This is a genomic window from Nocardia aurea, from assembly GCF_003123685.1.
In the GTDB taxonomy this organism is placed as follows: domain Bacteria; phylum Actinomycetota; class Actinomycetes; order Mycobacteriales; family Mycobacteriaceae; genus Nocardia; species Nocardia aurea.
Genome location: NZ_QCYJ01000100.1, coordinates 22324 through 36896 on the forward strand (window position 1 = coordinate 22324; position 14573 = coordinate 36896).

General features: G+C 62.5%; 12 protein-coding genes. 6 read left to right on the forward strand and 6 right to left on the reverse strand.

Annotation, left to right across the window (positions count from 1 at the left end):
• Positions 1 to 17: 17 nt before the first annotated feature.
• The 6 genes from DAT37_RS20505 to DAT37_RS20530 all read left to right on the forward strand — a co-directional run bounded on the left by DAT37_RS20505 (position 18) and on the right by DAT37_RS20530 (position 7493).
• Positions 18 to 809, forward strand: coding sequence for an enoyl-CoA hydratase/isomerase family protein (locus DAT37_RS20505; RefSeq protein WP_232839887.1), 792 nt, complete (start codon positions 18 to 20; stop codon positions 807 to 809).
• Positions 810 to 814: 5 nt separating this feature from the next.
• Complete coding sequence (locus DAT37_RS20510) at positions 815 to 2314, forward strand: CoA transferase (protein ID WP_109526450.1); 1500 nt, start codon at positions 815 to 817, stop codon at positions 2312 to 2314.
• Complete coding sequence (locus tag DAT37_RS20515; RefSeq protein WP_157978576.1) at positions 2311 to 3291, forward strand: CoA transferase; 981 nt, start codon at positions 2311 to 2313, stop codon at positions 3289 to 3291. The genes DAT37_RS20510 and DAT37_RS20515 overlap by 4 nt, the downstream gene beginning before the upstream one ends.
• The gene (locus DAT37_RS20520) at positions 3288 to 4511 is read left to right on the forward strand and encodes a CaiB/BaiF CoA transferase family protein (protein WP_109526441.1); all 1224 of its coding nucleotides are present in this window, start codon (positions 3288 to 3290) and stop codon (positions 4509 to 4511) included. Before DAT37_RS20515 ends, DAT37_RS20520 begins: the two co-directional genes overlap by 4 nt.
• 411 nt (positions 4512 to 4922) lie before the next feature.
• Positions 4923 to 5801 (forward strand): SDR family NAD(P)-dependent oxidoreductase, encoded by an 879-nt coding sequence (locus tag DAT37_RS20525; protein ID WP_157978577.1) that lies wholly within the window; start codon positions 4923 to 4925, stop codon positions 5799 to 5801.
• Positions 5802 to 6305: 504 nt separating this feature from the next.
• Complete coding sequence (locus tag DAT37_RS20530; RefSeq protein ID WP_157978578.1) at positions 6306 to 7493, forward strand: helix-turn-helix domain-containing protein; 1188 nt, start codon at positions 6306 to 6308, stop codon at positions 7491 to 7493.
• Positions 7494 to 8884: 1391 nt separating this feature from the next.
• Here the strand turns inward: DAT37_RS20530 and DAT37_RS20535 are convergent.
• The 6 genes from DAT37_RS20535 to DAT37_RS20560 form a co-directional block, all read right to left on the reverse strand.
• A complete protein-coding gene (locus tag DAT37_RS20535) occupies positions 8885 to 9121 on the reverse strand; it encodes a hypothetical protein (RefSeq protein ID WP_109526444.1) in 237 nt (78 codons plus the stop codon).
• A gap of 266 nt (positions 9122 to 9387) precedes the next feature.
• A complete protein-coding gene (locus DAT37_RS20540; RefSeq protein WP_109526445.1) occupies positions 9388 to 9966 on the reverse strand; it encodes a GTP-binding protein in 579 nt (192 codons plus the stop codon).
• Between the two features lie 10 nt (positions 9967 to 9976).
• Positions 9977 to 10348, reverse strand: a complete 372-nt coding sequence (locus DAT37_RS20545) for a DUF742 domain-containing protein (RefSeq protein WP_109526446.1) — start codon at positions 10346 to 10348, stop codon at positions 9977 to 9979.
• A 6-nt stretch (positions 10349 to 10354) separates the two neighbouring features.
• Positions 10355 to 10786, reverse strand: a complete 432-nt coding sequence (locus DAT37_RS20550; RefSeq protein WP_109526447.1) for a roadblock/LC7 domain-containing protein — start codon at positions 10784 to 10786, stop codon at positions 10355 to 10357.
• A 15-nt stretch (positions 10787 to 10801) separates the two neighbouring features.
• Complete coding sequence (locus tag DAT37_RS20555) at positions 10802 to 13096, reverse strand: sensor histidine kinase (RefSeq protein WP_157978579.1); 2295 nt, start codon at positions 13094 to 13096, stop codon at positions 10802 to 10804.
• A 454-nt stretch (positions 13097 to 13550) separates the two neighbouring features.
• Positions 13551 to 14021 carry a nuclear transport factor 2 family protein gene (locus DAT37_RS20560; RefSeq protein WP_157978580.1) on the reverse strand — a complete coding sequence of 157 codons (471 nt, stop codon included), beginning with the start codon at positions 14019 to 14021 and terminating at the stop codon, positions 13551 to 13553.
• Positions 14022 to 14573 lie beyond the last annotated feature (552 nt).

A 14573-nucleotide genomic window follows, 5' to 3' on the forward strand; every position in this document is an offset into this window, starting at 1 on the left:
CGCCGCGAGGTGCTTTCGTGAGCGGCGAGGACGACCTGAAGGTCGAGCAGTTGGGTGCAACGCTCGTCCTGACGATGAACCGGCCTGAAGCAATGAACGCGATCGACCCATCTATGGCGGCTGCGCTCCGCTCTGCCTGGCAGCAGGCAGCCGGGGACGATGCGATTCGAGTCGTTGTCCTCACCGGAGCCGGAGAGCGGGCTTTCTGTGCCGGCGCGGACCTCAAGCGAACTCCGCCCCCACCTCGGAGCTTCGCGCAGACGCATCTGAACAGGGAAGTCACAGTTACCGCAGTGACCCCACCCGCCGACTTCGTGAAGCCTGTCATTGCGGCTGTCAACGGAATCGCCGTCGGCGGAGGATTCGAGCTGGCTCTCGCCACCGATATTCAGATCGCGGCGACGTCGGCCCGCTTCGGCCTGACCGAGGCGCGCATTGGTTCGCTGCCGGGAGCAGGCGGGACGCAGCGGTTGGCTCGGCGCGTCCCGATCGGCATCGCGCAGCGATGGCTTCTTACAGGCGAAATCTTCGACGCCGACACCGCCCTGCGCTTCGGCCTGGTGTCCGAGCTGGTCGACAGCAAGGAGCTTGTGGTTCGCGCGTTGGAGATCGCTGGCTTGATCGCTGCCAATGCTCCCTTGGCGGTTCGCGCCGGCAAGCGCGCGTTGTATGCGGCGCAGGATCAGACGTTGGCGCAGGGACTGGAGTACGAGCAGCTGCTGTGGGGTGCTCTCCGTGACACCCACGACCGACTGGAAGGGCGTGCCGCATTCGCGGAGAAGCGGCCGCCTCAGTACCGAGGAAGGTGAGTCGAATGAGATCTGAGCAGCTCGGGCACACCAGCTCGCTATTCGAGACCAGTCACCAGTTGTCCGCCGAGATGTGGACCGGCCTCGGCGGACAGTCCAACATCGTAGACCGAATTGCCTTTGTGGGTGAGGGTGAGCTCTCCTCTCCCTTTTCCGTCGCGGGCCTTGCCGCGGCCTCGTTCGCAGTGTGCGGGGCAGCCGTAGCCGAGCTGTGCTCGGCGGCGGAGCTTCCAACACCGCTGACCCGCGTCGACCGTCGCCAGGCCGCGGTCTGGTTCGACTTTCCCCTCGCGCCGAGCCGACCGCTCGGTGCTTCCGGGCAGCACGGGATCCACTCCAAGTGGATGGCCGAGTTCCCGACTGCGGACAATCGCTGGCTCAGGGTGCAGGCCACGTACCCGACCTTGAGGGCGCGGATGGTGACCGCCCTGGGCTGCGCCGACGATATCGACGCAATCGCTCGGGCGGTGGCCGGTCTGCCCGGTGAGATCGCCGAAGAGCGCTTGATCGCCGCGGGTGCGGCAGCCGCCCTGGCCCGTTCCCAGTCGGAGTGGCTCCAGCACCCCGCTGGCCGTGCGGTCGCGACCGAGCCCCTCGCCGCGGTCGTCACCACGGAGCAGGCACCAGATCGCTGGCAGCCCACTGCAGAACGTCCACTACTCGGGATTCGCGTTCTCGACCTCACCCGTGTCGTCGCCGGACCGATGGCCACCCGTTTCCTGGCAGCACTCGGTGCCGAGGTCCTGCGCATCGATCACCCCGACGGCGATGAGTTCCTGGTTTGGGGAGTGAACGACCTTGGCCTCGGCAAGCGATGGGCCACTTTGGATTACAAAACAGATCACGGTACTCGCGTACTGCGCAAGCTCATCGCGTCGGCCGACGTACTGATTACGAGCCACCGCGCCGACGCGCTCGAGCGCATCGGCCTTGGTGCTGAGGAACGAGCCACCCTACGACCGGGTCTCGTCGATGTCGCCATGAACGCCTACGGCTGGGTCGGGCCGTGGCGGAACCGACGCGGTTTCGACACTTTGGTGCAGTACGCCACCGGGATCGCACACAGCGTCTCTCAATGGGCCAACGAAGATCCGGTGGCACGACTGCCACTCAACGCACTCGGGCACCTCGTCGACGCCAGTCGCCCACGCCACCTTCCCGTCGAGGCACTCGACTTCAGCACGGGTTATCAGGTTGCCGCAGCGGCCATCCTGGGTCTCGCCCGCCGGGTTCGCGAAGGTAGTGGTTCTATCACCCGGCTCTCGCTGGCGCGGACTGCCCACATGCTGGCCGGTACAGCAACACCGGACGGGCCCATTTTCGCCCTCCCATGGGCCAGCGAGCGGCTCCATCCCGGGGTTTTCGACATGAACGGGAGAGCCGTGCGCCGGCTCACCCCACCGATCAGCATGGAAGGAATTCCACTTCGGTGGGACCGTCCCGCCGAGAGGCCGGGATCGTCTGCTCCGTGCTGGTCGACGGACCGAACCGGAGACCAGTCATGACCAACCCCACAATCACCGCGCCCCTTGCCGACCTGACAGTCATCGAGTACGGCAACGACCTGGCCGCCGCCTACTGCGGCAAGCACTTCGCCGATCTTGGCGCCACCGTCCTGGTCGCCCACGAAGGCCACCTCGACCAGGAACGCCTGGCTTTGCGCACGTACCTCGACGAGAGCAAGCACCCGCTGTGCGAACTGCCGGGCCGAATTGACGTCGCTATCGTCCCGAAGGACGCCGACCATGACCTCGCGACGGTCACCGTACACATCAGCGACTTCGGGGAGATCGGTCCTCAGACGGGCTGGCGCGGCGGAGATCTTATCGCCCAGGCGTCGAGTGGTCTGTTGAGCCTGATCGGCGATCCGACACGGTTTCCTCTCGCGCTCAGCGGCCACTCGATCGACTACACCACAGGATGGATGGCATTCACCGGGGCGCAGATAGCGCTGACCGCGATCGAGCTCGGCAACGGTGCGGAGTGCAACGACGTCCGGATCAGCCGACTAGAAGCCGGCGCCTACGTCGAGTGGAAGGGGCGCGTCTACGCGCAGGCGGGCAACGAACTGGCTCGAGGCGAGCGTTCCGGACCGCTCGTCATTCGATGCGCCGATGGCTACTTCGGGTTCTACTACCGGGCAGCCGACTGGGATCAGGTCCTGTCGGTACTCGATGACGAGTGTCTCCGTGCGGCGCCTTTCGACACTCACGCCGGCCGCCTCGAGCACAACACCGCGCTGGTGAATCGCCTGGAAGTCGTCACCGCTGAACGTACGCAGGTCGAGCTGTACCAGGCGCTGCAAGGTGTCGGGGTGCCAGCCGGTCCGGTGATGACGGCCGAACAACTCGTGCGGTCCGAGCAGTATGCGGCCCAGAAGTTCCTCCAACCGCTGCAGATCGGGGGCGTGACCGCTGTCCAACCAGCAGCACCGGTGATGTTCAACGGTCTGCGGCCCGTTAGTCAAGGGAGAGAACGATGATCAGAACGAGAGCATTGAGCGGCCTGCGGGTACTCGACCTCGGAATCATCACAGCCGGCGCGGCGACGTCGCAGGTGCTCGCGGACTTCGGAGCAGACGTCATCAAGGTCGAGTCGACCACCTACGTTGACCCGTTCCGCAACTGGGCCCAGATAGCTGGTGGGAAAACGTCGGGCACAAGCGTGAGCCCCCCCTTCGCCTCGGCCAACCGCGGCAAGCGCAGCGTAGCTATCGACCTCAAAACAGAGGCTGGAAAACAAATCTTCCTCGATCTCGTCACCAAGAGCGACGTCGTGGTGGAGAACTTCCGCCGCGGCGTCCTCGAACGCCTCGGCATCGGCTTCGAGGCGCTGCAGACCGCAAATCCACGAATTGTTCTTCTCTCGCTGAGCTCACAGGGATCTGCCGGACCCGAAGCCAAGTACGCGTCCTTCGGGTCAACCCTCGAGGCGCTAGGTGGCGTCATGGCCATGACCGGCTACGGCGATGGCACACCGCCGGTCTGGACCGGGAACAACGTGAATTACCCTGATCAGCTGGTTTCGGTATCCTCGCCGGGTCTCGTTCTGGCCGCGTTACGAGCCAGGAACGCAACCGGACGGGCCGTCCACGTCGATGCTCCTCAGCGGGAAGCAGTGACTGCCGGAGTGGGCGATACTCTCGTCGAGTACTCCATGACCGGCGCGGTTGCCGCGCCGAGAGGAAATCGCCACGACAGGTTCGCGCCCCAGGGCGTTTACCCTGCCAGCGGTGCTGACGATTGGATCGCGATCAGCGTCCAAGACGACCTCCAGTGGAAATCACTATGTCTGGTGCTCGGTCTCCCTTCCGACAGTGACGGACTCGGCAACGTCGACGAGCGACATCGGCGACACGACGAGATCGACGAAGACATCACTGCGGCGACGCGCGCCCATTCGGCTCAATACCTGGCCGAGGAACTACAGCACTATGGCGTTCCGGCCTCCGCAGTACTTCGGCCACGTGAAGTGCTCGACCACCCGCAACTCCGCGCCCTGGGGTTCCCGGTCGTCGTGCCGGACGACGAGATCGTGCAGCGCGGGTTTGTCGCCCGTCTGCATTCGATGCCAGGTGTCGTCAGTCGGCGAGCACCTCGTCTCGGTGAGCACACGAGAGAGGTTCTCAGCGAGCTGCTGGGCCTGGACGACGAACGCCTCTCCGAGCTTCGCGCTGCAGCAGCAATCCACTACAGCGGCTAACAGATCAGTTCAATAGGTTGACGTTTCGGTTTGCGCTGTGACGCAGAGTTTCCGACACCTTCCAGGTGATTGATCCGGTCGTGACCGGCGCGCTGTGGGCACGGTCGGATCCGTTGATCCCGGATAGTAGGCCTGACGCAGAATCTGCCACTATCTCTGGCCGAGTCATGTTGCGGCACAGCGTAGTTAATGACTCGCTTGGTGTTGGGATGGTCAGGTATTCGGAAATCTGTTTCCGCATCCGCGCAGATCGCAACGCCAACCGCCACTCAGCGACAGCCTGTGAGCTGCCGAAAGCCACAATCAACCCCTACGAGTGATTTTAGGAGCCCCGAGGGGAGATGTTCCCAAGTGCTGGTGATCGTAACGTCCATCACAGCATTAGGGGACTCAGAAGTAAGGGCACACGCTATGGCTGGTGTGGAGGACGCGGTCGTCGTCGTTACCGGCGGAGGTGCAGGAGTCGGACGGACGCTGGCCCGCGAAGCGAGGCGACGAGAAGCTCGCGTCGTCATCGCCTCGGACAGCGACACACGTGAATCCGCCGATATGGTCGCAGCGGAAGGCGGTAGCGCCAGTTGGGCCGCCGCCGATGTGTCGGACGACAAGGCCATGGTGGAACTCGCAACTCACGTGCACGAGAACTTCGGAAACACCAAGTTTCTTACCGACGGCGTGGATATAGGGGCCGAGCCTGACGCTGGACTGGACACAGCACTCGCTGCGCGCCTTTTCGAAGTCAATATGTGCGGTATCCGCACCGACACCCGTGCATTCGCTGCCAACTCACGCGCTGCCACCAGCCGAGGTGAACCCGCCCACATTCTCAACGATGGCAGGGAGCATTCTCTCGGAGTTCCGCCGCAGGTGATGCCGATCGGCCCATACCTTGTCGGCAAGTACGCAACCCTGGGATTCACCGCTGTGGCACACCGCGACTTCGCCGGTGCGGGAATCAGTGTCACGATGATGGCTCCGGGATCGGTTCGAATAGTGCTCGTTCAGTCGATGATCGTCACTCACGACCACATCCGTGCCAAAGTCGTTCCGTACGCACAAACCTGCGAATTCATCGATTCCCATGCCATCGATAGCATGCTGTGTGGCCTTTACATCGCGGCTCACAATCCGGCCTCGCGTGCATTCGCCATGGAGCACTCCCGCGGCGCTGCGGCAAAGGTCTTGAGGCTCCCCCTGACGTCCGAAACCGAATGCGCTCACGATGGGACCGGTGATGTGAGCCTGTGCCCCATCGACCGCTCACTGTTCGAAAATACCCCGACCAAGTGAATCTCGCGCCAAAGGAGAATGGCAGCCGCGTGATTCGACGGCGAGCCGCCCCGTCATGTCCGAATCGATACCATCAGGTCGATCCGACACGGTCTGAATCCTCCGACGGCAGCAGGCTTGCGTCGCCGAATCCTCGCCAGGCGCAGCCAACTCTGCCCCTAGCTGCAACTTCCCCAACCGCGCCTCTTCGCTCTGTCCTAGCCGTCGACCCAACCGAGTATCCGGCGGCATATGCAGGAGGACAAAGTCGTCCAGCCGACCGTTTGCCCAAGGACGCCCGTGGGCCGGAAATTCACGGTTCGACCTGTCCCCCAAGGACAGATCAGGAAGTTGAGGCGAACGATCGCGGCTCGGCGATACCGGCCAGATGCCGTCTAGCGGTGCACTGTCGTGCCATTTCGCTCAATCGCGACGGGAAAGGTGAATGACATAGCACTTCCCATACCGAGTTCCTGGCCGAACAGCGAAGCTGACCGCAGAGAAGATCACGCTGCGGCAGCAGTGGTGGGCGATGATCTCTGCGGTCTGGACAGGACGCGACCCGACGGATTCGGCGTCCCTCGCACAGATCTCGACAGCGACTCGGTCCTGGCTCAAGCATTCCTGCGCGCGAGCGGCTCACGCATCAGCGAGGTCATCGCTGTGAACGAACGTATGCTCATGACCACCAGTGGGGCTGCTTTCCATATCAAATCGATGGACAAGAGCTTGCTGTGGCAATGGGCGCGTGCCCATTGCCACACCGGGAGGACAACACTGCCGCTGTCGACCTCGGAGGCGGTTCGCGCCAGCTGCATACCAATCCAGGCTGGACCGCTGTCGGCGGGAGTATTGATCGAACTGGAACTGCCGCGGGCGGGCGAGCCATCAACCTCTGCGATAGGCGAAGTTGAATTCGCATCAGTACTTCCGGGGGCGTCCCCTACCACAGTCGAATTGCGGTCCCAGCTCGCCGAAGCGCATGAACTCGGTGCTCATACGCTCTTGACCGGGGAACCGGGCGTAGGCAAGACCACCATCGCACGGCATCTGCTGGAGCTCGGCAGTGCTAGTACGATCCAAGTGCTGGACGCCGGCGATGCAGACGCATCGTGGTCAGCACGGCTCAGCGCCGCTGTCAAGCACCCTCGAGTGCTGCTCACCCATATCGATACGCTCGCGCCCCAAATGCTGGCGACGACTCTGAATACTGTCGCTCGATTGGGCCTTCAACACCAGGTTGTCGCAACAGCGCAGGCACTGGATACGGCGCCTGCTGACAGCTTCCCATTCTCGATCTGGGTCGACGTGCCGCCATTACGTCGACGACTCGAAGACCTGCCCGCGATCGCGAACGAGGTAATCGCAGGCCTTCGCCATAACGGAAAGGTAAAACGTCTTGCCCCCGGAGTACGTCGCCAGCTGTGGGGCTACTGTTGGCCCGGCAATATCGCCGAACTCGAGCAGGTGCTCCGCGCGGCTGTTCCGCGGGCACCAACCGTATTAGTCGACGAGTCGTGCATTCGACTGCCCGCGAGCGAAGTCGCCGCCCCAGGTGTGCGGCACCGTAGTCTCGTAGCAGCTGCGGAACTCACAAGTGTGCTCGACGCTCTCGATCGCTGTCGAGGCAATAAGGTTGCCACTGCGGACATGCTCGGAATCTCACGGTCCACCCTCTACCGAAAAATGCGAAATCTCGGAATAGACGTATAGCGTCGGCAATTTTCCGAGCTGGGCGGACCTGTTCTGGTTACAACAGCTGACCGTCCAGAAGTCGAACAGCGGCAATGGGATCTCTGCACAGGCCGATGTCGACTCGATCGACAGCGTCCGTCCCCCTAGCGACGAAGTTCGCTGCCCGACTGCAGGGCCTCCACCAGCCAGCAATGCGCGCAGCAGTGCACGCAACTGATCACCGAGCGAGTTCGACCGGCAGACTGGTTGTTACACCGCTCTCGAGTATGCACCGTACAGCGGCATGTTCATCGGGCACCACCGAACGAACCTCGCCCTGCAGCAAGGCGATGCAAGCAGCCGCGTGACGACGCGATCTGGAAATGCCATTGTGTAGGCCACCACGTGACGCCCACACGCGATCGATGCGGACAAACAGTAACTCACCACCGCTAAAATCTGGAACTCTCCATCCTCAAATCCGACGACTCAAAGCACCGATCGACACCCCGTCAGAAGAGTCGCACGGGAAGCACCACTCACTTGCAGGGGTCAAGCATCGATGGCCCTCCCTCAAAGGCATCATCAAACTGCCCCAGCAGTGGGACGTGATACCCCCCTGTATCTCCTAGCGTTAAGTACTGAGACACAGCACAAGCGGGACCATCCACACCATCGAGGCCTCAGGGATGTTCGGTGAACCTCACAGAGCAGCACGACCGACAATGCACCAGCACGACGGAACCGGCATCTTCCTGCCCCCGAACGGATATCCATTTGCGGATCTGGCTGGGCGATGTGGTATTCGAATGTGCAGCAACCGCAGCGGCCACTCACAATTTGATCCGGGACTGGCACCATCGACGCTGGTACACAATCGAAATCTTACTCAATACCGAGCAGGACCTCAAAAAAGCGCGGCGCCTGCCCTGCGAAAGACTATTCCTTCCTTAAAGAGACTGTAGATTTCTTCGGCTCTCGCTTCCGGTGGTCGGTTGCTACGCTGTCAGCGACCTGGGTCGCGTCCGGCAGCGCGCTGCGCGAGGCCTCGGCGTAGGAAACCGATCGGCCACGAACGACGACCTCGACATCCGTGTGGTCGCATAGGTCATGCCTCGGAGAATGTTGGATCTGCGGTCGGGCAGGACATCGATTCGCTCGTGGGTGAGGGCGTCGACAGGACGGTGCAATAGCGGTGGCGGCGCAGAAGAGCGCAATCGTCCGAATACTTGGGAGAACCGTCGGTGCATTTGCGTATTTCACCTACTCAACCGCCTGGTCCTCAACGTGCGTTGGTGGTCGTTGTCGAAGCCGAGCTGGACTGATCCAGGCGTCGACTTTGCGTAGGCCAGGTCAAGCTCGGAGGCACCCCGTCGGTCATGTGCGAAACCTGGCGGCGCACGATTCGCGGCCCCGCGGGTGTGAGTTCGCTACGGACGCCCATTCGCGGGCGGTGTACGGAGCGAACCGGAAGCCATCCGCGCGATCGCGGCGGCTTCGTCGTGGGTCAGGGTCTCAACGGCAGGGGAACGCAGAACCTCGAGCACTCGGCGATTAAAGGCGGTCCTGCTGAGCCCGAACCTGACGACGATCTCCTCGGAGGGAGGCCCGCCGTAGGGGAGCCAAATCTTGGCCAGCTGCAGCAATTCCCGCGTGTCGGCGAACATCTTCGTATCTCCTTTCGCGCCGGTGGCGCAGTGCTGCAGTCTGGACAGAGGCCAGATACCGTATGCCTCCGTTGAGCGGCGCGTCCACCTCGATGAACTCCGCGCTACCTACAGCAACGGCCCCGTCGAGGGCGTCAACACGAAAACATTCATCAAACGACAATGTATGGCCGACCAGCTTCCAACTCCTCCGCCATTGCATCCTCTCGGCTCAGAAATACCGCCACCGTCGAAAGTGAGCCAGGGCCAGCAGCCCGCGACCACCTCTACCAGTTGCTGGTGATGTCGGTGGTGGCTTGGAGCATCAGGTGTTCTATGAGTCGGACGAGTACGAGTTTGACCGAATCGCGATGTCGGACGTCGCACAGTTGGATCGGGATGTGTCCTCCGATGTCGAGGGCGTTGCGGATCTCTTCCTCGTCGTAGATTTCGGCGCCGTCGAAGCAGTTGACGCCGATGAGGAAGGGGATGTTGCGTGATTCGAAGAAGTCGACCGCGGCGAAGCTGTCCTGCATCCGGCGTGTGTCTACCAGTACCACCGCTCCGAGGGCACCGACCGACAGTTCGCGCCACATGAACCAGAAGCGGTCTTGTCCCGGAGTTCCGAACAGGTACAACACGTGGTTGGGAGTGAGCGTTATCCTGCCGAAGTCCAGGGCGACGGTGGTTGTGGTCTTTCCTTCGACGCCGGTCAGATCGTCCACCGCGGCACCGATATCAGTGAGGCGCTCCTCGGTGCGCAGCGGTGTGATTTCGCTGATAGTGCTGACCAGGGTGGTCTTGCCCACACCGAATCCTCCGGCGACGAGGAGTTTGACCGCCTCGACCTCGCCCAACTCCGGCATGCCGAAGTCTTCAGATGTTACGAACGCCATCGAGAACCGCCTGCAGTAGCTGTACGTCGGGCCGGCCGACGGATTTGGTGGGGGATCTGAATATCACGTGACCGGAGCTGATCAGGTCGCTGACAAGGACTTTCACCGCCGCCATCAACAGTTTGAGCTCGGCGGCGATTTCGGCGATCGTCAACGGCCTGCCGCGGCACATGCGCAGGATCCGTGCGTATTCCGGATCCAACGCGACCGCGTCGGTGTCCGGACGAATCGCCACCACGAGAGTGAGGATGTCGAGGTCGTAGAGGTCCCGCGACGCCCTGCCCCGAGTCACTGCGAAGGGGCGAACCAGGGGGCCTGGTTCATCATCGATCCACGAGTCGTCGTATGTCATGTGGTATCAGCGGATCAGCGAATCACTCACGGCCGCACGGGGAGTGGCCGATAGTGCGTCACCGACTTTGCTCACGATCACGTTCATCTCGTATGCCACGAGACCGAGATCGGCACGGTCGGAGGCCAACAACGCCAGACAGGCGCCTGTCCCGGCCTCGGTGACTACCAGATAGCCGAATTCGAGTTCCACGACAGTTTGCTGCACCCGCCCTTTACCGAACTGATCGCCGACACCGCGGGCCAGACTGCCCAAGGCAGATGCCATCGCCGCGAGATGTTCTCCGTCCTCGCGCGACATACTCCTCGACCGGGCGATCACCAATCCGTCGGCCGACAACACGACAGCGTTCTCGGCACCGGCCAACCTGCCGAGCAGATCATTGAGCAGCCAGTCCAGCCCACGCGCGGTAGCACTGTTTCCTATGTGTTCGTTCATCTCTTGACCATCCGTTTATCTTCCATTGCGGTCCGAGTCACGTCCGTCACGTGTACCTCTCTGAAACGCAGTCATTGCGTTGCGTGCCTGTTCCGGGTTGCGCCTGCGCGGTTCATCGATCGAGGAGGAAACGGGCCCTGCTTCATCGGTGGTGATCCGCAGTTGCGGTGCCAGATGGGTCGAGCGCTGTCGCCGCGGTAGGGGAGCCTTTTTCCGCGCGCCGTTTGTCGGTGCGTTCAATTGACGCACCGGTCGACGGGAGGGGCTCTGGACTGGACCGGGGGGTGTGACTTGGGGTGTCACGTCGATGGTCTGGACCTCGCCGGTAGGTCGCGGGGTCGGCTTGCGGGCGATTTCGGGCAGCCGCGGCACCGGATCGCTCACTGCCTGCGGAACGAAGGCTGGTCGTTGGTGGCCGTTATCGGGTTCGGAGTGGGCGGGCTCGGCGCGGTCTGTGCCGCGTCTGCCAGCGTGTACGAGCAAATTTTCGGGCACGAGCGCGATCGCCTTGACCCCACCGTAGGCCGACTCCAGCAAGTTCACCGCTATGCCGTGGCGTTGGGCCAACTGCCCGATGACGAACAGTCCCAGATGCCGATGCCCCGCCAAGGCCATCTCCTGGAAATCGGATGGCTCAGCCAGGATGGCGTTGAGGCGTTCGCGTTCTTCGAAGCGGATCCCCAGCCCTTGGTCCTCGACCTCGATGACGACACCCTTGCCGACGAGATTGGCGCGCACCGACACCAGGGAATCCGGCGGAGAGAATGTCGTGGCGTTGTCGATGAGTTCGGCCAGCAGGTGGATGAGGTCGGCGACAACCGCGCCTGCCACATTCACCTCGGGCAATCGGACCGCACTGACCCTGGTGAAGTCTCTGGTCTCCGAGATCGCACCGCGCACGATCTCCTCCAGCGACACCGGATTGCGCCACCGCCGCCCGGGCTGACCGCCTCCCAGCAGCAACAGATTCTCCGCGTTGCGCCGAGCACGTGTGGCCAGATGGTCGAGCTGGAACAGCAACTCGAGATGGTCGGGATCGTTCTGTTTGGCCTCGGCCGCGTCGAGTACCTCGAGTTGCTGATGGACCACGATCTGGCTGCGACGCGCGATATCGAGGAAGACCCTGTTCAGGCCGCCCCTGGTTCGTGCCTCCGCCGCTGCGGCGGAAATCGCGGTCCGCTGGGCCGTGTTCAAGGCAGCGGCGACCTGGCCGATCTCATCGGCGCCGTCGTCGACCAAGACCAATTCCGCATCGACGTCGACCTGTTGCCCGTCGTTCAATCGCTGAACGATCGAGGGCAGTGTCTGTTGCGCAGACTCCAGCGTCTTGTCTCGCACAGAACGCAGACGGCGGATGAGAGATCGCGCCAACAACGCCGCGATGACGAAGGTCAGTCCGGCCACCACGAGCACCGCGATTCCCACGGCGATACTTCGATCCACCGAAACATCGGCCGACTTCGTCGCTACCCTCTCCGAGTACCGGAAGTACTCGCCCCACATCGCTCGAAGCTGATCACCGATGGCTTCTTGCGCACGCAACCATTCATCCACCGCGACCGGGAGTCGTCCCGACGAGGTCAGAGCGTCCTCGGCAGCGGCCATGACACGCCATTCGTCACTGGCAACGAGTTTGTCGTGGCGTGCCTTGCCTTCGCTCTCCAACTGTCCGGCCACCATGTCGAACCGATCATGGAAAGCGCCGATCAAACGCGCATAGACCTGTCGATCCGACAGACTCAGAGGATCCCCGTTCAGTACTGGTCCCCACACGCGGCCGAGGGAACGAGCATGCAGTTCGGCAATGGTGAACAGCTCCGCGGTGACGATCTCGTCGGAAGCAGTTCCGGACTCCGGGGAGCTACGAGCAGAACTCCAGAATCCGATCGACATCACTCCGGCCAGCCGAGTGTAGAAGTCATCGACTTCGGCAGGGGTGGCCTGTCTGATATCGACCGCATGACGAAGCGTCGGCAACTCGACGAGCAGGGCCCGAAATGCGGGGGTGGACTTGGTGAAGGCCGAGGGATTCAACTCCATCAGTTTCGGCAGCATATCGGCAACCTTCTGGATAGCCGCGTCGCTACCGCGTCGCCGCGCGGCCAGGTCAGTCGACGCCTGCGCGTCCTCACCCAGAGTCCGAAAGCTGTACGACCGTTCTGCCTGCACCGCGTCGACGAAACCGATCAACGGGTCGATTTGCACCCCCAGACCCTGCGACCACCTACGCGCCGACAAGCTCTCGTCCAGCCCCAAACCCACGAATGTCGAACCGGTGATCACCAGCGCGAGGCTTGGTACAAGAGCCATCGCCAGCACACGCGTACGAATCGATCCAGAGCTGTTGGTGGAACGACGAAAACGCCACCAGAGTGAATCGACACTCGTATTCTTCCCAACCACTGTTTCCTTTTCCGTTATCGCGGTGGCGTTATGCGAGGTCCAGACCAGATATTTAAGGAGTTAACGCCGCAACCAGACTCGTGGCAGACCAATCTCTACCAAGCGCTCACAACGCTGTGCTGTGCCTATGAAGAAAGCTCCTGGGGGGCGTTGCTTCATTTCGTGGCGGGAGGTATCCGACATCCGTGTACCGGGCACGATTGCCCGGTCGATATGCGTAGCAGGTAGTCGATGGGTTGTGCTGGTGGTTGCACTTCCTTATATATGTTCCGGGAATTGCGAAGTGAGGCACTGCGGAAATCCTTCGATCGTCTTGAAGTTCATCCCCATACTTCCCGTACTCGGGTGACGGGTGACTGACTCAAAAATGACACAGATTCGGGAGGCCTTCGACGTACGTCGCGGTCGCTGGCTGATCATGACGCACGAACCGAAGATTGCCTGTGTGTACCGCTACTCGGGGCAGTCGCTTGCGTGAGAGGCGCCGACAGGGTGGGTCGACGCCCGTCCAGACCGCTGTCACCCCGGCCGCTCCCGAAGCTTCCGAGTGGACCATGGGCTCGCCGGAGAGGTATCGAATCTTGAGGGTGACGTGGGTCAGGCGCCAGCCTTCATAGGTGCGGCGCAGTTCACAGTCGTACCAGCCGGCGCCGTCGGCATGACTGTACAAATTGTCGGCGTCGAGCACGTGAGCCGCGATCAGATAAGACCGTGTTCGGGCCACGTCACCGGAGATGTCGATCGCGTGGTTGGTACCCACATTGTGGGCACCAATGTAGGCGCTGAGCCCAGCGGCTGCGAATTCGGCCAGGCCAGCTCGTCCATGGTGCACGATTGTCAGCGAGATGGACGACGCCGGCCTCGGTGTAGTTCTCGGCGTAACGGCACGAAGGTCGGATCGCCGCGTCGCCGGGCACTACTATCTGCACAGGCAGTGGCAGACCAGGCTTCGTCCGCGCTGGGCGGGCGACGGTACCTGCCTCGATCTTGAGACGACTGGACCGTCACGGACCCCCGCCGAAGCGCGGTCGCTCGCTGCTCTGCGGTCACGTTGTGCGAATCTCAATTACGCCCGGTTTCGGCAGAAGTAGTGAGCAGCACGTGGCACTGGACATGCTCGATGAACGATCCGGGACACTGCCCGCTCCCCCGCTCTAACCAGGGTGAAGTGGTGAGGCCATAAAGAATCGGAGCTTTCGCGTTACGGATAGACGGGCGGTCGACGGTCGCGATGCGCTTGCTGTCCGGTTTCAGGAATGGGTGAAGTCGGAGGTGGCACCAGTAACAACTTGTGCGGTGAGATGCAGGTGCTGGGGTCGGCACTGCTCGGCGGTGACGGTGACGGTGATCGGTCCTGGATGTCTCCCGGCGCGCAGGACGGCCA